The following is an 18,718-nucleotide window of genomic DNA, read 5'->3' as shown; positions in this document are numbered from 1 at the left end:
GAAAGCGCGGTGTTCGGGCAAAGGCATAGTCGACCCCCAGATCTTTCGACCCCACACCTGACCCCGGACCCTAAAGAATGCTGCGGTGCAGAACAATGACACTGAGCAAATGCCGCAGAAATAGGCAGATTCCCGCCATCGCACGATGCCTCCCGGCAACAAACAAAAGGCGACAGGCGAGGCTTGCGTTGACCGATCCGCCGCAGAATGCGACCCGTGGCCCGTTGCGGTCGGGTCTCCCGCTGCCGTTACGAGACGAAGAGATGAGACGAAGGGGCAGTTGGTCGGATGGGTAACCTCGTAAAGGTTGTCACGGGCATCATGCTCGTGCTGGTGCTTTCGGCGTGTTCGCTGCCACGCGGGGCCGCTCTGCAACGGGAAGTCTTGGCCGGCAGCGACGATGCCAGCGCAGATTTCGCCGTCTATCCCGTCACCCGGGCGCTTCTACCGACGGTGCAGCAATGGCCCCTGGTCGGCGAAGAACACTTGTCCTGGATCTCCGCCAGTCACGGCAGCAACAGCCAGCAAATCCGGCCGGGCGATACGGTCTCGGTCGTGATCTGGGACAGCAACGAGAACTCTCTTTTGACGCCAACCGGAACCCGGCAGGTCACACTTGATGCCCTGCGTGTCTCTCCGGGCGGATCCATCTTCGTGCCTTACGTGGGCGATGTTCGGATTTCGGGCATGACGCCGGAACGCGCGCGTGGGCGCCTGCAAAATGCCGTCGAACCCATCGCGCCTTCTGCCCAGGTGCAGCTCAGCCTGACCGAAGGACGGGGAAACTCCGTCGACTTGGTTGGCGGCGTGGCATCTCCGGGCAGCTATCCCATGCCCGACCGGAACTACACGGTTCTCAGCCTTATTGCGGCTGGGGGCGGCGTCTCGGCCAGCTTGGCGAACCCCCAGATCCGCCTGAAGCGCGGCTCGCGGTTGTTCGGCACCTCCATCGACCGGCTCTATGACGAGCCGGGGCTGGATACACTCCTGCGCGGCGGCGACCAAATTATCGTCGAAGAGGACGAGCGCTACTTCCTGTCGGTCGGCGCCGCGGGCAGCGAGTCGCTCCACCCCTTTACAAAGGATATCGTGACGGCGATGGACGCTGTCTCGATCGTTGGGGGCGTTTTGGACACACGCGGCAATCCCCAGGGCGTTCTTATTCTGCGGGAATATCCGCGCAACGCCCTGAGCGCCGGCACGCGCGGCCCCCGCAACCAGCAGGTCGTTTTCACAATCGACCTGACGAGCGCCGATGGACTCTTTGCAGCGCGCAACTTCCGCATTTCGCCCAAAGACGTGGTCTACGTCACAGAAAGCCCTGTGGTGTCGGCCCAAACGGTCTTCTCGCTCATCGGCTCCGCCTTCGGGTTGGCGACAATCGCGACAAACTGATCTGCGGAGCGCCGGATGGGCGCCCTAGCTGAAGCGCCGCCTCTCGCCTTGGGCGTATCCAATACGGTCCATGGAGCGCACAAGCTGTTCTGCGATCCCAGGCTCCGAGAGGGCATGGCCGGCAAATGGGATCATGTGCAGCGTCGCGGCGGGCCACCCTGCTGATAGCAATTGCGCGGACAGCGGCGGGCAGATCATGTCGTAGCGCCCTTGGACGATGACACCGGGGATATGCGCGATGCGGTCCAGATTGGCCCGAATCCAGCCATCGTGCTCCAGAAAGCCAGCGTTCGCGAAATAGTGATTCTCCAGCCGTGCAAAGGCCCGGGCGTACTCCCCATTCGGCTCACCGCCTTGGCCCTGATTGCGGACGGAGGCCAGCGCGTTCTCCCAAGCAGCCCAAGCGCGCGCGAACCGGATTTGCTCGTGCTGCGGCGTGTCAAACAGCCGTCGCGCATAGGCCGCGATCAGATCATCCTGCTCGTCTTCGGGCACAAGCGATACGAACCGACGCCATTGGTCGGGCCAAAACTGACCCGCGCCGCCACCGTAGAACCAATCAAGCTCGCGCTTCTCCATGAGAAATACGCCGCGCAGAACCAAATGGGCGGCACGGTCCGGGTGGGAGATGGCATAGATCAGGGACAGGGTCGCGCCCCAACTGCCGCCAAAGACGGCCCACCGTTCGATGTCCAACATCTCGCGGATGTGCTCGATGTCGGACACCAGATGCCACGTGGTATTGTCCCGTACGCTGGCATGGGGACGTGACCGACCGCAGCCCCTCTGATCGAACAGGATGATGCGCCAAATGGCCGGGTCAAAGAACCGTCGCATCATAGGGCTGCATCCGCCGCCTGGGCCACCATGGAGGACGATCACCGGCAGACCATTCGGGTTCCCGCATTGCTCCACGTACAAGCGATGGCCGCCGCCTACATCGACCATGCGTTGGTCGAACGGATCAATCGGCGGATACAGCGCGTTTGTCGCGGCTTGGTGCGTGGTTCTGTCCATCACCTCCCTATATAGACCGCGAAGACGCTCGCACCATGGGCCATGACAAAAGCTGAGACACTGCGCATGACAACCACCGTTGACGACGCCGAAATCGCTAAATTTCAGGCAATGGCTGCCGAATGGTGGGATCCAAACGGAAAGTTCAAGCCGCTGCACATGCTCAATCCCTGTCGGCTGGACTACATCACGACGCAAATCGCCGGAGAGTTTGGGCTGAACCTGTCAGCCGAGGCGCCCTTTGCAGGCCTCCGTATCCTGGACATCGGGTGCGGTGGTGGCCTGTTGTCGGAGCCCATGGCACGCCTGGGCGCGACTGTGGTCGGGGTGGATGCGGCTGGCGGCAACATCCCCGTGGCCCAGGCCCATGCCGCGCAGTCTGGCCTAAGCATCGACTACCGCCACACCTCGGCGGAGTCCTTGCTAGAGACCCACGAGCCCGCCTTTGACGTCGTCCTCAACATGGAAGTCGTCGAACACGTTGCCGATCCGCAGGCCTATCTGACCGCGTGCCAGAGACTTCTGCGTCCAGGCGGTTTGATGATCTGCTCGACCATCAATCGGAACCCCAAGTCCTATGCGGTCGCGATTATCGGAGCCGAACACATCATGGGGTGGTTGCCCAAAGGCACCCATGACTGGCGTAAGTTCATCACGCCGGATGAGTTGGTCGCAATGATCGAGGCCGCCGGGCTGCGCGCCGAAGATCGGATGGGCTTTGTTTTTAGTCCGCTCACCTGGACCTGGAGCCTGTCAGACCGGGACCTGTCCGTGAACTACGTCACAGCAAGCGTGAAGCCAGAGTGACGTTCAGGACGCGCCCGTCGCGCCATAGCGGGCCAGGAATGTCTCGACGGCGCCGTTGATGACGCGCTTCTTCTCGGCCTCTGAGACGGTCTTGCGGATGCCGAACACCAATTCTGGGAACAGGCTGGCTTTGCAGAGTTCGGCGAACTGATCCGCCGCAAGCTCAAAATCTTGGATTACCAGATCACCTTCGGCGGCGGCGCACTGGAGGTACTCGACCATCTTGTCGCGAAACCGTTTGGGGCCGGTGTCGTAAAACTCCTGACCGAGCTCGGGAAAGCGATCCGACTCAGCCACGCAAATCCGAAAAATGGACTGACCGAAGGACGACAGGAAAAAGCTGAGCATCCGATCCGCCGCCGTACACAGCACCTCACGGGGGTTTGCCTCATCCGTGAGAATGGCGTCAGCCTCTTCGATCTGGAGGCTGCACTCGGCCTTGGCGACCTCCATGAACAACAGGCGTTTGTCCGCGAAATAGCTGTAGAGGGTGGCTTTCGACACGCCAGCAGCGCGCGCGATGGCGTCAACGCTGGCGCCCTCGTATCCGTCGGCGAGAAAAACGGATCTGGCCCCTTCCAAGACCTGATCGTATTTTCGCCCTCGCTTAATCGGTGTCGCGTCGTTCATCCCGTCCCCTTGTGGCGCAAGGATATAGGCCGGAGCGGGACGCGCACAAGCGGCAGTCAGCCGTTCTGTCCGATTGTTGCGCGGACCGATCCAACCTGGGGGAGAGGACCGATCCGCGCGCCCGCCCGGGGGTTGGGCGAGATCAGTCGTCGCCAACCATCTTGGCGACCTCGGACAAGGACATCACACCGCATTCATCCCCCGACAGACCCACGGACGATTCCAATTGGGTGCACGTGCCTGGGGCCCCCATGGCACCACGGTCGGATCGGATCGTTGGGAGCGACACGCGAGTCCACCCATCGTCGTCGATATCGACGGTCGTTGTGGGGGCCGGTTTCACCTCGACGAGGGACCACCCATCGTCTTCAATCTTTACGGTCTGCGCAACGACAGGCAGAGCGACGGCAGAAGCGATGAGTGCGGCAATAAAGGTCTTGGTCATAGCGGTCTCTCTCTTTGCGTTTTGAACCGAACCGTTCAGTTCATACGATGAGACGTAGGGTCACCCACCGCCGGGCACAAGGCCAAAACTAAACCGTTCTGTTCATTTTTGCAGATTGCCGCCGACATTGCGCACGGTTCCGCCGAAACGTCCGTCTCTGGACAGCCCCGCCCCCGGGGGCTAGCGATCCACTATGGTTGCGATCTTCCTGAAAACCGTTCCCTTCTTTGCGCTCATCGCCCTTGGGTACGCAGCCGGTCGGACGCGGTTCTTCACGGCGGAGGCCACGGCCTATCTGACGAAGTTTGTGTTTTACTTCGCCCTCTCGGCGATGCTGTTCAACTTCGCCGCCAACCTCACCTTGGACGAAGTCTTCGATGCGCGGTTTCTCACCGCCTACCTCTGGGGCTGCGGGATCGTCTACCTGATCGCCACCGCCGTTGGGTTCATGCGCGGCCTATCCGTGCCGGAATCGGCGGTCGAGGCGCAATGCGCCGTGATCGGCAACGTCGGGTTTCTTGGCATCCCCATGTTTGTCGTCCTCTTGGGCCCCGAGTCGGCTGGCCCCATGTTGATGGTTCTCGCAGCCGATTTGATCGTCTTTTCGTCGCTGATCGTGATCCTCATCACCGGGTCGCGCGACGGGCGCATCGCACTCAGCACGTTGAACACGGTCGCCCTCGGGCTGATAAAGAACCCGATGATCGTCTCGATTTCGCTTGGGATCGCATGGTCCGCCACGGGCTGGCAGCTTTGGACACCGGTCAACGAGTTTCTGACAATCCTCGGGGCAGCCGCCACCCCGGGCGCCCTCTTTGCCATTGGGGCCTCTCTCGCCGGGAAGACAGCGGAGCGGGTCTCGGTCGCCGGGTGGCTGACGTTTTGCAAGCTAGTCCTGCATCCCGCTGCCGTGGCCTTATCGGCGATTGTCCTGTTCCCGGTGGCCGATCCCTTTGCCGTGACGGTGATGGTCGCCGCAGCCGCCATGCCGGTCGCGGGAAACGTCTACATGCTGGCACAACACTACGGTGTCGCCCCCCAGCGCGTCAGCGCCGCGATCCTTGTGTCCACGGCCATTTCGATCGTCACCCTCTCGGCCGTTATTGCCCTGCTTACCGGAGAGACCTGAATGAAGACCCTATCCGAGAACCGTTGCTTCGGCGGCATCCAAGGCGTCTATACCCATGCCTCCGATGCGACGGGCACCGACATGACCTTCGGGGCGTTCTTGCCGCCAAAGCCGTCGGGGGCGCCTGTGCTCTGGTACCTCTCTGGGCTGACCTGCACCCATGAGAACGCCATGACCAAAGCAGGCCTGCAAGCTTGGGCGGCGCAGTCAGGAACCGCAATCGTCTTCCCAGACACCTCCCCCAGGGGGGCCGAAGTCCCTGACGATGATGCCTATGACATGGGCCAAGGTGCAGGCTTCTACGTGGATGCGACCCAAGGCTCATGGGCCCAGCATTTCCAGATGGAACACTACATCACGGCAGACCTGCCAGAGACGGTCTTTGCCGCGTTTGACCTGGACGCCACCCGCCAGGCCATCACAGGCCATTCCATGGGCGGACACGGGGCGCTGACGCTAGCGTTAAAATACCCAGGGCGCTACCGCTCGGTGTCCGCTTTCGCGCCGATCTGCGCCCCCGCCGCCAGCGATTGGGGTACGCCCCAGTTGACCGCCTATACCGGGGACCCGGGCGCCCATGACGCCACGCGCTTGCTGATCGATGGCGCGATCCTGCCGCCCTGCCTGATTGATACGGGGACGAGCGATCAGTTCTTCGACAAATTGGGGACCGACGCCTGGGCCGCAGCTTTGGCGCGTACACGCAGCGCGGCTACCCTGCGCCTTCAAGCGGGCTATGACCACAGCTACTTTTTCGTCGCCAGTTTCGGCGCCGACCATATGGCCTTTCACCAGGAGCATTTCACATGACCATCAAAGCCGTCATCTTCGACATCGGCAACGTGCTGATCGAGTGGCAGCCAGAGCGCTTCTATGACGCAGAAATCGGGGAAGCGCGGCGGCGTGCCCTCTTCTCGGCTGTGGATCTTCACGCGATGAACGACCGCGTGGACCTGGGCGAAGGGTTCCGTGACGTGATCTACGAAACGGCCGAGGCACACCCCGAATTTCGTGCGGAGATCCGCATGTGGCACGACCGGTGGCTTGAACTGGCGACCCCGACCATTGATCGCTCCGTTCGCCTGATGCACGCGTTAAGGGCCGGTGGCCTGCCGGTCCACGCGCTGACAAACTTTGGCATCCAAAGCTTTGATCTGGCCAAACAGCATTTCGGCTTTCTCAACGACTTCGACACGGCCTTCGTGTCTGGGCATATGGGTGTCATCAAACCCGCTGCGCGCATCTACGAAATGGTGGAGGAGGCAACCGGCCTGACGGGCGACGCTCTGCTGTTCACAGACGACCGGGCGGACAACATCGCGGCAGCGTCGGCGCGGGGCTGGCAGACACATTTGTTCGATGGGCCAGAGGGCTGGGCCAACCGGCTCGTCGCCGACGGGCTTCTGACGGAGGCCGCGGCCGCATGACCGTGCCGTTTATCGGCCCCGAGGCCGAGGCGGCCCTGGACTGGATCGCCCTGACCGAGGCGATTGCCGCCGGGCATAGGCGACCCCCTGCGGAACTCGACGATACCTTTCTCTATCGCGGGGCCGATACGATGCTGTCCCGCGCCGCCTGGATCGATGGGCTGGGGGCCCTAGTAAAGACGGCGATGGTGTTTCCTGGGAACGGCGCCCGGGGCCTCCCCGCCGTGGGCGGCGCCGTCTCCCTTTTTTCGGACACGGATGGTCGTTTGGAAGCGATGCTCGACTTCCACATGGTCACCAAATGGAAAACGGCTGGCGATAGCCTGCTGGGCGCCCGGCGTTTGGCCAGACCGAACAGCCGCCGGATCCTTTTGGTCGGCGCCGGGACGGTCGCGCGCTCGCTCCGCCAAGCCTATGCAGCCGCTTTTCCAGACGCCCGATTTTCCGTTTGGTCCCGCACGGAGGCCAACGCGCGGGCGTTCTGCTCGGAGTTAGAGGCCGACCTGGCGCCCGATTTGGAACAGGCCATGACGGAGGCGGATATTATCGCTTGCGCCACCATGGCCACGGACCCGGTGATCCGGGGTAACTGGCTGCGCCCCGGCCAGCACATCGATCTGATTGGGGCTTACAGGCCCGATATGAGAGAGGTCGATGACGAGGCTTTGGGCCGTGCCCGCATTTTTGTCGACAGCCGCGCCACGACACTGGACCATATCGGCGAGTTGAAAATGCCGCTGGCCGCAGGCGTAATCACACGAGACGATATCATCGCAGATCACTCCCAGCCCGACCGGATGGTCCGCAATAGCGAGACAGAGATCACCCTCTTCAAGAACGGCGGCGGCGGGCATCTCGACCTGATGACCGCGCGCTACATCCTGCAGGCGATCTCCGACTGAGCTAGGCGCCAAAAGTCTTCAGCGAAGACTTTTTCCAGAGTTTTCAACGAAAACTCTGGCGCCCCTCAGATGATGCCTTCTGACCGGAAAGACAGCTCTCGCGCCTTTCCAACGATCAGATGGTCATGCAGTACAATGCCCAGAACCTGCGCCGCATCCCGGATCGCGTAAGTCATGGAGATATCTGCCTCCGAGGGTGTCGGATCCCCGGACGGGTGGTTGTGCACAAGGATCAGGGCCGAAGCGTTCAGCTCCAGCGCCCGCTTCATCACTTCCCTCGGGTAGACGGGGACATGGTCGACTGTCCCTTCCGACAATTGCTCATCGGCGATCAGGACATTCTTCCGATCCAGATAGAGTGTCCGGAACTGCTCAACCTCCTGGTGGGACATCGCGGTTTGCAGATATTCCAACAGCGCATCCCAGGACGATAGCACGGGCCGGTTAATCACCTTCGCGCGTGCCATGCGGTGGCCCAGTGCCTCCATGATCTTGAGTTGCTCAACCACAGACGGCCCTGCCCCTTTGACCTGCGCCAACCGAGACGCGGGCGCAGCCATCACGCGGTTGAGATCGCCAAAGGTCCGCAGCAGGCGCTTTGCCAGGGGCTTGGTGTCGCCCCGAGGCAAAGCCCGGAACAAGATAAGCTCCAACAGCTCGTAATCGGGCATGGCCGCAGCACCACCTTCCATAAACCTATGCCGCAAACGGGCGCGATGGTTGAGACGGTGATCGGGCTCCTGCGAATCCTGTGCTATGCCCGACCGGCATTCGGAAAGGGGGGGCACAACGTGGGGCACGTCCATCGGCGCCCGTGTGAACAGATCGATGGCCGGGGCTTCGGAAAAACGTGACTCGTCAGATGGCTGCGTCATGACCGCAGTCTTCGACCGCAGCGGTTAACAAACCCTTAAAGCCGAGTTGCCGCGTTGGCAGCGGCCCCTAACCGTAGGTTGGATGGAACCGACCGGCGTCCGACAGGGTGAAGATTTCGACGCCCGTTGCGGTGACACCCACCGAGTGCTCAAACTGGGCGGAGAGGCTCTTGTCCCGCGTCACAGCGGTCCAATCATCTGCCAGCACCTTCGTCTCAGGGCGGCCCAGGTTCACCATCGGCTCGATGGTAAAGAACATGCCCTCTTCGAGCACAGCCGCCGTTCCCGGCCGCCCGTAGTGCAGAACATTCGGCGGTGCATGGAACACGCGACCCAAGCCGTGGCCACAGAAGTCGCGAACAACCGACATGCGGTGGCCTTCCACGTAGGCCTGGATGGCGTGGCCGATATCGCCAAAGGTCTTGCCCGGTTTGACCGTCTCAATCCCCTTCATGAGGGCATCATGGGTCACCTGGATCAACCGCTCGGCCTTGCGGCTGAGCGCGCCGGCCACATACATCCGGGAGGTATCCCCGAACCAGCCGTCCACGATCACCGTCACGTCGATGTTGAGGATATCGCCATCCTTCAACACCTTGTCGCCAGGAATACCGTGGCAGACCACGTGGTTCACGCTGATACAACTGGCGTGTTGATAGCCCTTGTAGCCGATGGTGGCGGACGTCGCCCCGGCCTCTTCGACCCACTCGGTGATCAGCTTGTCGAGCGCGCCCGTCGTGGCCCCCGGCACCACGTGATCCGCGATCCGGTCCAGAATCGCGGAGGCTAGGGCGCCAGCCTTATGCATCCCGGCGAAATCCGCCTCCTCATGGATGCGGATACCATCACGGGTCAATCGTCCACGATGTTCGTCCAAAACGCGTACCTCCGGGGGTTTGCGCCGTACATAAGACGTTGCGCGCCGGTTATCCAGACGCCAGCGGAAGGGGCGCGTCGGCCCAGACGCCTTCGGTGGTGATCCGGGTAGAGAGGCAGAGGACCTCGACCCCCGCGGCCCGCGCCGCCAGCAACCCCTCGGCATAAGCCGGGTCCAGATCGGCGGCCATGGCGAGGCGGGCGCAATCCGTCCGTTGCACCAGGTATAGCATCACGGCGCGGTGGCCCTGGGCGACCATCTCGGTCAGTTCTCGCAGATGTTTGGCCCCGCGGGTGGTCACGCAATCGGGGAATTCGGCCAGATCCCCCTCGCGCCGCAGGTGCACGTTCTTCACCTCGACATAGGCGTCGGGCAGGCCCTCCTCCGTCAGTAGGAAATCGACGCGGCTGTTTTCGCCGTACTTCACTTCGGCCCGGACACCGCCATAGCCGGCCAGTTCCGCGACCGACCGCGCCCGCAGCGCTTCGCCCACAACGCGGTTGGGGACGGAGGTGTCGATCCCGGCCATATGATCGCCCTCCAACTCCACCAAGCGCCAGCCGTATTTCAGCTTCTTCTTGGGGTCGTCGTTCGGCTCGACCCAGATGCGACTGCCGGGTGCCTTAAGGCCCAACATCGCGCCGGAGTTCGGGCAATGGGCCGTCACCTCGCGCCCATCATCCAGAACGATATCGGCCAGGAACCGTTTGTAGCGACGGACAAGCGTGGCGGGGATCAGCGGAGTGGCGAAGCGCATGGCCCAGCCCTATACCGTCAGGCAAAGGAGACCTCCATGCCGAACCCTACCGCCGCCATGCTCGTCATCGGGGACGAGATCCTGTCTGGCCGCACCCGTGACGCCAATATGCACCACTTGGCTGGGCAGTTGACTGAGGCCGGGATCACCCTGTCCGAGGTGCGTATCGTCAGCGACGACCATGAGGCCATCGTGGCCGCCGTGCGCGCCCTGTCGGAGGCGTGGGACACGGTCTTCACGAGCGGTGGGATCGGCCCGACCCATGATGACATCACGGCGGATGCCATTGGCGCGGCCTTCGGCGCCTCGGTCGATGTGCGCGCCGATGCCCGCGATCTGTTGGCCGCCCATTACGCCCGCACCGGGTCGGAGTTGAACGAAGCGCGCCTGCGCATGGCCCGGATCCCCGATGGTGCCACGCTGATCGACAACCCCGTGTCGGTGGCGCCGGGCTTCACGCTTGGCAACGTCCACGTCATGGCGGGCGTGCCCTCGGTCTTTCAAGCCATGGTGGCCAGCGTGTTGCCGACCCTGACGGGGGGCACACCGCTGACCTCCACCTCCACGCGCATCGACCGGGGCGAGGGCGACATCGCAGGACCCCTGGGCGATCTGGCCGAAGCTTTCCCGGACCTGTCGCTCGGCTCCTATCCATTCCAGAAAGACGGCAAATTCGGCGCAAACATCGTGATCCGGGGGCAGGACGCCGACCAGGTCGCCGCCGCCACGGCCCGGTTGGAGGCGCTCTTCGCGTGACCAACGCGCCCGATGCCAAGCAAATCATGGCCGCAATCCGGGGCAGTTGGCCGCCGTCTGCCTTGACCCAACTCGGCCCCTTTGATTTGCCCGCAGAAACGCAGGGCACCCGGCGGGCAACATCGGCACGCCTGCGGGCGGAGGCCACGGTCGCGGCGGCCGACATCCAGGCCGTGGAACAGGCGCGACCGGGCACGATCTTCGGAACCATCGACGGCGTCGAAGATGCTGCCGCCGAGGTCTTGGCAAACCAAGGCTACCGGGCGGGCGGTATCTCGGACCTCATGGCCGGTCCCGTCGCGCCCCTGTTGGGGGATTTGCCCCGCGTCTCGGGCTTTGCCCATTGGCCGCCGTTGGAGATCTGCGGCACGCTTTGGGACGCCCATGGCAATGACGCCACCCGGCGCGCGCCCATGTACCGCGCCGCCGCGCCCCGGACGGTCATCCTGATGCGGGCCGAAGACCGGGCGGCGGGCGCGCTTTATGTGGGCGTCCAGGATCGGCTGGCGGTGTTGCACCTGGTGGTGACCCTGCCCAGAATGCGCGGCAAGGGGGTAGGCCTGCTGGCCCTGCGCCATGCGGCCAACTGGGCCGCGGCCAACGGGGCCGATCAACTGGTTCTGCCGGTGGAGGCCGACAATACCGCTGCCCTCGCCCTTTACGCCAAGGGGGGACTCGTCCGGCGGGGCGGTTACCGCTATTGGTCGAAGGCATGACTGACCAGCCGACCGCTCTCGACCTGCCCGCCCTGGACCCGCTGCCACCTGAGACCCAGCGCTACTTCGACATCTGCGTCGAAAAGCTGGGCTTCGTGCCCAACGTCCTGCGGGCCTACGCTTTCGATGTGGACAAGCTGAACGCCTTTACGGCCATGTACAACGATCTGATGCTGGCGCCCTCGGGCCTCAGCAAGCTGGAACGGGAAATGATCGCCGTCGCCGTCAGCGCCGAGAACCGGTGCTTCTATTGTTTGGTGGCCCATGGGGCGGCGGTCCGCGCATTGTCGGGCGACCCGGCCTTGGGTGAGATGATCGCCATGAACTACCGCGTGGCCCCGCTGACCCCGCGGCAGAAGGCGATGTTGGATTTTGCCGTGCTGATGACCAAGGCCTCCGCCACCATCGAAGAGACCGACCGCCAAACGCTACGCGACCACGGTCTGTCCGAGCGGGATGTCTTTGACCTCGCGTCGGTCGCAGGGTTCTTCAACATGTCGAACCGCGTCGCCTCGGCCATCGCCATGGCCCCGAACGCGGACTATCACGGCCAGGCGCGGTGAGCTTGCGGGGCGCCCTGGTCCTGGCGATCCTGGCGCAGCCGACCCAGGCCATGGACCTTGCCATGCCCCTCCCCGCCGAGGTCACCTATGCGGAAGCCCTGCCGCTATCGTCCCACCGGGTTGCCATCGGCCCCTGGGACCAGACCACCCCCTTCGAGACGATTGAGGGCAGCGTCACACGGCAGGTCTGGAAACTGACCGCGCCGGAGGCGACGCCGCTCCAAATTCTGGCACCGCTGCGCGCACAGTTGGATCAAGCTGGGTTTGACGTGGTCTTTGCCTGTGAGACCCGGGCCTGCGGAGGCTTCGACTTCCGCTTCGACATCGATGTACGCCCCGCGCCAGAGATGTTCGTCGACCTGGCCGCCTATCGCTATCTTGCGGCTCGCAAAGACACGACCTGGACCGATCTTGTGGTCAGCACCTCGGCAGGTGTGGGCTACGTGCAGCAGACGACGGTCGGACCGGTGGGCGATGTGGCGCCGGTGACGCTCAGCACGTCGAACCCGGCCTCACCGCCCGCCTTGATCGCCGACAGCGACGTGGCGCAGACGCTGCAACTCAAGGGGCGGGCCGTCCTCGGGGACCTCACCTTCCCCACTGGATCGACCGATTTGCCGGAGGAACGGTATCCGTCGCTCACCGCCCTAGCCGATTTTCTACGCGATAACCCCCAGGTGACCGTCGCCCTGGTGGGGCATACGGACGCCGAGGGCAGCGCCGAGGGCAATATGGCGATCTCCCGCGCGCGGGCCGAAAGCGCGCGGGCTGTCCTGATGCAAACCTACGGGATCTCCGGCGCGCGGATCGGGACCCACGGCGTGGGCTTTTTCGCACCGATGGCGCGCAACGACACCGAAGTGGGCCGCCAGACCAACCGGCGGGTTGAGGTCGTGATCACCTCAACACCGTGACCTCATCGCCTCAAACGACGAGGATAAGCGCCCAGCCGACGATGCCAATCTGGATCAGTTGGATGACCACGGACAGGCCATGGAGAATACCGAACATCCGTTTATCGCCCCGGTCCGTCGCCGCGTTGATCCGCCCCATAAGATCCTGGCGCGCGTAAACCGTGCTCAGGCAAACGCCGAGCAACAGCGCCGCCGCGAGGGGCTGCACGATCATCGCGACGGCCGCGCAGATGGTTGAGACCGCAATGACCACGAGGTAATAATAGGGAAACGTTCCCCGAAGCAGCGGGCGCACCCGCTCAGACGGCAATTGCGCGAACAAGACGGGGGCAAAGCCGAAACTGAAAAACACCATTCCCCCGAAGAGAATGGCGATGCTGAGAAGGGCCAAGGTCGTCATGATATGCTCCCACCGGTAGGCCGGGAACTAGGGTAGCCGCACGTCTTGTCCCTGCGGCAAGGCGTCCGAGTGGGCACCGCAGTGCCTCCATGGCGCCGCGAACCCACGTCAGACTGCGCCACCCCTTGGGAGCGGCACAGACTGCTTAGATCACCACTTTCCAGGGCCGCTGTCGCGGAAGCTTTCCACGAGGAAATCGATGAAAGCGCGGACTTTGGGCTGGGTGTAGCGGCCGGGCGGGTAGACGGCATAGATACCCTGGGTCTCGGGCGACAGTCCGTCGATGGCTGGCATCAACTTCCCCTCTTTCATCGCTTCGGCGTACAAAAAGTCAGGCAAGAACGCGATGCCAAGACCATTACAGGCCGCCGTCAGCAGGCTTTGTCCGTCGTTCACCGTCAGCCATCCTGCGGACCGGACCTGACGCTTTTCACCCGAGGGGGCCGTCAGCTTCCAGACCGAGCCATTGGCTTGGTTGGAATAGTGCAGAAGCTTGTGGTCGTTGAGATCGTCGATCCGCGCGGGGCGACCGTATTCCTCCAGGTACTCCGGCGAAGCGATCATTTGCTTGTGGGTTTCGGCCAGCTTGCGCGCGCGCAGGCTGCTGTCTTCCAACTCACCGATGCGCACCGCCAGGTCGAACCCTTCGGAGATCAGCTCCACGTAGCGGTTGTTGAGCACCATGTTGACGGTGATGTCGGGATATTCGTGCAGGAAGGACCCCAAGATCGGGGACAGGTGGTTCACGCCGAAATCGGTGGCGACCGAAACGCGCAACACGCCAGACGGGGCGCTTTGCATGGCAGTGACCAGCGCGTCCGCTTCTCCGGCGTCATTAAGCACCCGGCGGGCGCGGTCATAGTAGGCCAGACCGATTTCAGTCGGGCTGACGCGGCGCGTGGTGCGGTTCAGAAGGCGCGCGCCCAGCCGTGTCTCAAGGGAAGACACATGCTTGGACACTGCCGATTTCGAGATGCCGAGTTTCTTGGCAGCGTCGGTAAAGCCGCCCTGGTCCACCACGGTGGCGAAGGCTTCCATCTCTGACAGACGATCCATTTTGGCAGACCCTTACACAGTTATACGGTTGCCGGATTTGATGCCCCTGGATTGCGGCGAGACCGTGCCGGGGGCGGGCCAATCTCTGGATCGTTTCGGGATTAAAGCGAGGCATGAAACAAGGAAACAGTTCCGTAACATACTGTTACAATTCAGCTAAAATCTCCCCTACAGCGTAGCAGCCAGCCGCGCGCCCTGATCTATGGCCCGCTTCGCGTCCAATTCTGCTGCCACATCGGCCCCTCCGATGACATGTGCGGTGATGCCTTCTACTGCCAAGGCATCGGCCAATGACCGCTCGGGCAGTTGGCCCGCACAGAGCACCACGGTATCCGCCTCGATCAAGGTCGGTTTGTCCCGCGCCTCGCCAAAACTGACGTGCAGGCCCTCTGGCGTGATCCGCTCATAGTTCACGCCTGGCACCATCTTGACGCCCTTCATCTGAAGTCCGGCGCGATGGATCCAGCCGGTGGTCTTACCCAGGCGCTTGCCCAGTTTCTCCGCCTTGCGTTGCAACAGTGTGATCTGTCTGGCGGACCCTTCGGGCTTCGGCCCCTCTGGGGACAGGCCGCCGCGATGGGACTCGGGGTCGGCCACGCCCCATTCGGCCAGCCAGGCGGCCAAGTCTTCGGTCGTGGACGGCCCGTCGCCATGGGTAAGGTAATCGGCCGTGTCGAACCCGATGCCCCCTGCCCCGACGATGGCCACGCGCGCGCCCACCTCTGCCCCGCCGCGCAGCACGTCGATGTAATCGACGACGTTGTCCCCGTCCTGGCCGGGAATACCGGGATCACGGGGCACAACACCCGTCGCGATCACCACCTCATCGGCATGGCGCAGGTCGTCCACCCCGGGGGCTTGGCCCAGCCGCAGGTCAATCGCGGGATGGTCCACCATGCGGGCGATCCACTCCACCAGACCGACAAATTCCTCCTTGCCGGGGATCACCTTGGCCATGTTGAGCTGCCCGCCCACGGCTTCGGCCTTGTCCCAGAGCGTCACGCGATGCCCCCGCTGGGCCGCGATCATGGCCACGGTCGCCCCCGCTGCACCGGCCCCCACGACCGCGACATGCCGCGACGTCTCGGCAGGGTCGTAGGTCAACTCCGTCTCGTGACAGGCCCGCGGATTGACCAGGCAAGAACTGATCTTGCCGCTAAAGGTATGGTCCAAGCACGCCTGATTGCAGGCAATGCAGGGGGCGATATCGGCGGCGCGTCCCTCGGCGGCCTTCTTCACGAACTGACTGTCGGCCAAGAAGGGCCGCGCCATGGAGACCATGTCCGCCGCGCCCTCGGCCAGGACACCCTCGGCCACCTCTGGCGTGTTGATCCGGTTGGAGGTGATCACCGGGATCGAGACCTCACCCATCAGCTTGCGGGTTACCCAGGTGAAGGCCGCGCGCGGCACGCTTGTGGCAATGGTCGGAATACGCGCCTCGTGCCAACCGATGCCGGTGTTCAGGATCGTCGCGCCTGCTGCTTCGATCTTACGGGCCAGGGCAACGACCTCCTCCCAGGTCTGTCCCTTGGGCACCAAGTCGATCATCGACAGACGGTAGATGACGATGAAGTCGGTCCCCACGGCCTGACGCACACGGCGGACAATCTCCACCGGCAACCGTTGCCGGTTCTCCACCGATCCGCCCCAGCGATCCGTTCGCCGGTTGGTATGCTCCACCAGGAATTGATTGATGAAATACCCTTCGGACCCCATCACCTCGACGCCGTCATAGCCCGCCTGTTGCGCCCGTACCGCTGCGGTCACGATATCGGCGATCTGCTTTTCGATGCCGTCCTCGTCTAGCTCCTTCGGAGGAAAGGGCGAGATCGGGGATTTGATTGGGCTGGGCGCCACGCACTCCGGCCCATAGGCGTAGCGACCTGCATGCAGGATCTGCATGGCGATCTTGCCATCGTTGTCATGCACCCGGTCGGTGACGATCCTATGGTTCTGGATATCCTCGTCCGAGAACAGGCCCGCCGCCCCAGGAAACACGCCGCCCTCTCGGTTGGGGGCCATGCCACCGGTGACCATCAGGGCCACATCGCCCGCGGCCCGTTCGGCGTAGAAGGTCGCGACCCGGTTCCAATCCTTCGTCTCTTCCAGCCCCGTGTGCATGGACCCCATGAGCACCCGGTTCTTGAGCGTGGTGAAGCCCAGGTTCAGCGGGGCCAGCAGGTGCGGATAATGGGTCATGGCGTCTCCTCCTGGCGCTATCCCTGCCCAGCCCAGCCAGCGCTGTCACGGGGGAACGCAGCGTCACAAGGTGACGTTTGCCTGGGTTACGTCAAGCGACCGCCAGATCCTCGATAGACGTCCAACCGGCAAGCAGCCCCAGATCACCACGCCGCAGACGGATCACGTTGCCGCCACCGCCGCCGGGCTGGTCCCATTGGCGCGATATGGGGACACCCATGGCGTGACAGAGGGTCAGGGCCGTGACGGCTCCGTGCCCGCAGATCAGGACATTTCCGGGTACGGCTTCGGCATCGATCGCCCGAACAGTTCGCAGGATCCGGGCCTGGGCCGCCGCCGCAGTTTCCCACCCATTCCAAGACACGTCAGGCGCCCCGAAGAAAGCGTCAGCGGCCGCTTCGAACTGATGGGGTGGAAGGAACCCGGTGGAGGAACGGTCGTTTTCCGACAGCCCCTCGCGGACGCCTGGGACGAGGCCAAGCGCTGTTCCGTGTATCTCGGCGGCGTCCCGGGCCTTTTGTTCGGGTGAGGACCAGAGCGAGCCAAAGCCTTCGGCAACCAATCGGGCGTTCAGGCGCCCATGTCGCGTCCGCCCCTCCGGCGTCAGGGGCCATTGGGGCACCGGCACCGCTGGATCGCGCGTTACCTGGCCATGGGTGATCATCCAGATCTCAGCCATGTCTTTATCCCTCGGGTCAGTCTTGCTGGGTGATGTGGCGGCGAAAGGCCGCCTTCAACAAAGTTACCTCGGCGCGCAGGGCATCCACCTCCGCCCGCAGATCTTCGGGGGCGTCCAGGCCAGCGATAAAGGTGATCGTGTCGAGGATATCGCCCTCGGCCCGGATCGAGACGGTCCAGGTTCCGGCGGTCAAAACGGCTGCGCTGATTTCTCCGTCCACCTGCCACTCGCCGCTCCCCTCCCCCAGGGGCACAAGGGTCATGTGGCCGATCACATCCCCGTCGAGCCACATTTCCAATGCGGGTGCCTCACCCTCGCCGGACAAAAGACCCCGGTAGCTGCCCCCGATCAGAGAGATGCGGCTGAGCGTCCAGGCCATCGGATGTCCTCTAAAGGGCCGCGCGGGGGCGGCGGGTCACCGTCACGTCCTCTAGCACGACCCTGTTCATGGCGGGCGTATCAAAGATCAGATCAATCCACGCAGCCTTGAGCCGGGCGGGGTTGAACGTCTCAAACCCCAAGTCGAACTCTGACACAACGGGCCCGTCCGACCCCGGCGTGACTTCGCTCACCATCTGGTCGGTATTGGGGCCGTGGCTGAGGTTCAGGCGGACAAAGACTTCGGCACGGCGTTCCATATGCATACGCGTCGTCACGCAGACGATATGGCTGCGGGTCAGCGAGGCGACAGCCTCGGTCGGCAGGTCAATCGCCAGGGACAGAAAACTGCCCTCAAAGGCGAGCGCATCAAGCGACAGCACGAAGGGCGCCGGGACGCCCGCAGTCGTGACAGAGGTCTGTCGCACGGTGATCTCGGCCAGGGGGCAATCATGGAACAGGCGCGCGCCCGCCCCCACAGGCGTGCCGCCTTGGACACCCACAAGTGTCGCGGGGGACATGCGCGCGGCCCAAGGCCCAGCCCGCCAGGCCCAATCGCATTGGGGCGGCCGCTCAATACCGTCTTGACCGATCCCGGGCCCCAAAAGACGTCGGTCCGCCGCCTCCGTCAGGCTGTTGGCGGCGGCCCCCACGGCCCTCGCCTGGGGGGCAATCCGGGCCAGTTGACCATGGGTCATGGCGCGCCCGGCCCCTGCCGCCCGCTGCCAGCGCCGCACGGCCCGGCGGGACCGCAGGGCTTGCAACAGATCGGGCAGCGGGTTGCGCATCGGGGTGG

At 63.7% G+C, this 18,718-nt stretch carries 22 protein-coding genes; 10 read left to right on the top strand and 12 right to left on the bottom strand.

The window, feature by feature from the left end:
* Nucleotides 1-288 precede the first annotated feature (288 nt).
* Nucleotides 289-1,395, top strand: a complete 1,107-nt coding sequence (locus K5R33_RS15310; RefSeq protein ID WP_220749943.1) for a polysaccharide biosynthesis/export family protein — start codon at nt 289-291, stop codon at nt 1,393-1,395.
* A gap of 24 nt (nt 1,396-1,419) precedes the next feature.
* On the opposite strand, the gene pip is transcribed toward K5R33_RS15310, so the two are convergent.
* Nucleotides 1,420-2,412, bottom strand: coding sequence for a prolyl aminopeptidase (gene pip, locus K5R33_RS15305; protein ID WP_220749942.1), 993 nt, complete (start codon nt 2,410-2,412; stop codon nt 1,420-1,422).
* A gap of 66 nt (nt 2,413-2,478) precedes the next feature.
* Here pip and ubiG point away from each other — a divergent pair, with 66 nt between their 5' ends.
* Nucleotides 2,479-3,219 (top strand): bifunctional 2-polyprenyl-6-hydroxyphenol methylase/3-demethylubiquinol 3-O-methyltransferase UbiG, encoded by a 741-nt coding sequence (gene ubiG / locus K5R33_RS15300; RefSeq protein ID WP_220749941.1) that lies wholly within the window; start codon nt 2,479-2,481, stop codon nt 3,217-3,219.
* 3 nt (nt 3,220-3,222) lie between these two features.
* Here ubiG and K5R33_RS15295 read toward each other — a convergent pair whose 3' ends face one another.
* Nucleotides 3,223-3,849 (bottom strand): TetR/AcrR family transcriptional regulator, encoded by a 627-nt coding sequence (locus tag K5R33_RS15295; RefSeq protein ID WP_220749940.1) that lies wholly within the window; start codon nt 3,847-3,849, stop codon nt 3,223-3,225.
* A 142-nt stretch (nt 3,850-3,991) separates the two neighbouring features.
* Nucleotides 3,992-4,294 (bottom strand): hypothetical protein, encoded by a 303-nt coding sequence (locus tag K5R33_RS15290; RefSeq protein WP_220749939.1) that lies wholly within the window; start codon nt 4,292-4,294, stop codon nt 3,992-3,994.
* A gap of 193 nt (nt 4,295-4,487) precedes the next feature.
* Between K5R33_RS15290 and K5R33_RS15285 the strand changes: the two genes are divergently transcribed.
* From K5R33_RS15285 to K5R33_RS15270, 4 genes are read left to right on the top strand one after another with little or no spacing between them, the layout of a single operon-like run.
* The gene (locus K5R33_RS15285) at nt 4,488-5,423 is read left to right on the top strand and encodes an AEC family transporter (RefSeq protein ID WP_220749938.1); all 936 of its coding nucleotides are present in this window, start codon (nt 4,488-4,490) and stop codon (nt 5,421-5,423) included.
* Complete coding sequence (gene fghA / locus K5R33_RS15280) at nt 5,424-6,233, top strand: S-formylglutathione hydrolase (RefSeq protein WP_220749937.1); 810 nt, start codon at nt 5,424-5,426, stop codon at nt 6,231-6,233.
* Nucleotides 6,230-6,850: an HAD-IA family hydrolase gene (locus K5R33_RS15275; RefSeq protein WP_220749936.1), complete on the top strand. Its 621-nt coding sequence runs from the start codon at nt 6,230-6,232 to the stop codon at nt 6,848-6,850. Before fghA ends, K5R33_RS15275 begins: the two co-directional genes overlap by 4 nt.
* Nucleotides 6,847-7,752, top strand: a complete 906-nt coding sequence (locus tag K5R33_RS15270; protein WP_220749935.1) for an ornithine cyclodeaminase family protein — start codon at nt 6,847-6,849, stop codon at nt 7,750-7,752. The genes K5R33_RS15275 and K5R33_RS15270 overlap by 4 nt, the downstream gene beginning before the upstream one ends.
* A gap of 65 nt (nt 7,753-7,817) precedes the next feature.
* Here the strand turns inward: K5R33_RS15270 and radC are convergent, their stop codons facing one another.
* The 3 genes from radC to sfsA all read right to left on the bottom strand — a co-directional run bounded on the left by radC (nt 7,818) and on the right by sfsA (nt 10,261).
* Nucleotides 7,818-8,627, bottom strand: coding sequence for a RadC family protein (gene radC, locus K5R33_RS15265; protein WP_255576484.1), 810 nt, complete (start codon nt 8,625-8,627; stop codon nt 7,818-7,820).
* A 67-nt stretch (nt 8,628-8,694) separates the two neighbouring features.
* A complete protein-coding gene (gene map / locus K5R33_RS15260) occupies nt 8,695-9,504 on the bottom strand; it encodes a type I methionyl aminopeptidase (protein WP_255576485.1) in 810 nt (269 codons plus the stop codon).
* A 49-nt stretch (nt 9,505-9,553) separates the two neighbouring features.
* A complete protein-coding gene (gene sfsA, locus K5R33_RS15255) occupies nt 9,554-10,261 on the bottom strand; it encodes a DNA/RNA nuclease SfsA (protein WP_220749933.1) in 708 nt (235 codons plus the stop codon).
* A 36-nt stretch (nt 10,262-10,297) separates the two neighbouring features.
* On the opposite strand from sfsA, the gene K5R33_RS15250 reads away from it, so the two are divergent.
* The 4 genes from K5R33_RS15250 to K5R33_RS15235 are packed head-to-tail and all read left to right on the top strand — an operon-like array spanning nt 10,298 to nt 13,210.
* A complete protein-coding gene (locus tag K5R33_RS15250; RefSeq protein ID WP_220749932.1) occupies nt 10,298-11,017 on the top strand; it encodes a competence/damage-inducible protein A in 720 nt (239 codons plus the stop codon).
* Nucleotides 11,014-11,733, top strand: coding sequence for a GNAT family N-acetyltransferase (locus tag K5R33_RS15245; RefSeq protein ID WP_220749931.1), 720 nt, complete (start codon nt 11,014-11,016; stop codon nt 11,731-11,733). Before K5R33_RS15250 ends, K5R33_RS15245 begins: the two co-directional genes overlap by 4 nt.
* Nucleotides 11,730-12,296 (top strand): peroxidase-related enzyme, encoded by a 567-nt coding sequence (locus tag K5R33_RS15240; protein ID WP_220749930.1) that lies wholly within the window; start codon nt 11,730-11,732, stop codon nt 12,294-12,296. The genes K5R33_RS15245 and K5R33_RS15240 overlap by 4 nt, the downstream gene beginning before the upstream one ends.
* Nucleotides 12,293-13,210, top strand: coding sequence for an OmpA family protein (locus K5R33_RS15235; protein ID WP_220749929.1), 918 nt, complete (start codon nt 12,293-12,295; stop codon nt 13,208-13,210). The genes K5R33_RS15240 and K5R33_RS15235 overlap by 4 nt, the downstream gene beginning before the upstream one ends.
* Before the next feature lie 10 nt (nt 13,211-13,220).
* Here the strand turns inward: K5R33_RS15235 and K5R33_RS15230 are convergent, their stop codons facing one another.
* The 6 genes from K5R33_RS15230 to K5R33_RS15205 all read right to left on the bottom strand — a co-directional run bounded on the left by K5R33_RS15230 (nt 13,221) and on the right by K5R33_RS15205 (nt 18,710).
* Entirely contained in the window at nt 13,221-13,610 is a 390-nt protein-coding gene (locus K5R33_RS15230; protein ID WP_220749928.1) for a DUF4149 domain-containing protein, read from the bottom strand.
* 150 nt (nt 13,611-13,760) lie between these two features.
* Nucleotides 13,761-14,666, bottom strand: a complete 906-nt coding sequence (locus K5R33_RS15225) for a LysR family transcriptional regulator (RefSeq protein ID WP_220749927.1) — start codon at nt 14,664-14,666, stop codon at nt 13,761-13,763.
* A gap of 168 nt (nt 14,667-14,834) precedes the next feature.
* Nucleotides 14,835-16,865 carry an oxidoreductase gene (locus K5R33_RS15220; RefSeq protein ID WP_220749926.1) on the bottom strand — a complete coding sequence of 677 codons (2,031 nt, stop codon included), beginning with the start codon at nt 16,863-16,865 and terminating at the stop codon, nt 14,835-14,837.
* Between the two features lie 91 nt (nt 16,866-16,956).
* On the bottom strand, nt 16,957-17,544 hold the full coding sequence (locus K5R33_RS15215; protein WP_220749925.1) for a histidine phosphatase family protein: 588 nt from the start codon (nt 17,542-17,544) through the stop codon (nt 16,957-16,959).
* 16 nt (nt 17,545-17,560) lie between these two features.
* Nucleotides 17,561-17,923, bottom strand: coding sequence for a hypothetical protein (locus K5R33_RS15210; RefSeq protein WP_220749924.1), 363 nt, complete (start codon nt 17,921-17,923; stop codon nt 17,561-17,563).
* A gap of 10 nt (nt 17,924-17,933) precedes the next feature.
* Entirely contained in the window at nt 17,934-18,710 is a 777-nt protein-coding gene (locus K5R33_RS15205; RefSeq protein ID WP_220749923.1) for a DUF6478 family protein, read from the bottom strand.
* Nucleotides 18,711-18,718 lie beyond the last annotated feature (8 nt).

The organism is Jannaschia pagri (genome assembly GCF_019655435.1).
In the GTDB taxonomy this organism is placed as follows: domain Bacteria; phylum Pseudomonadota; class Alphaproteobacteria; order Rhodobacterales; family Rhodobacteraceae; genus Jannaschia; species Jannaschia pagri.
The sequence above is the reverse complement of the archived record's forward strand: the minus strand, read 5'-3'. Positions and strand labels throughout refer to the sequence as shown.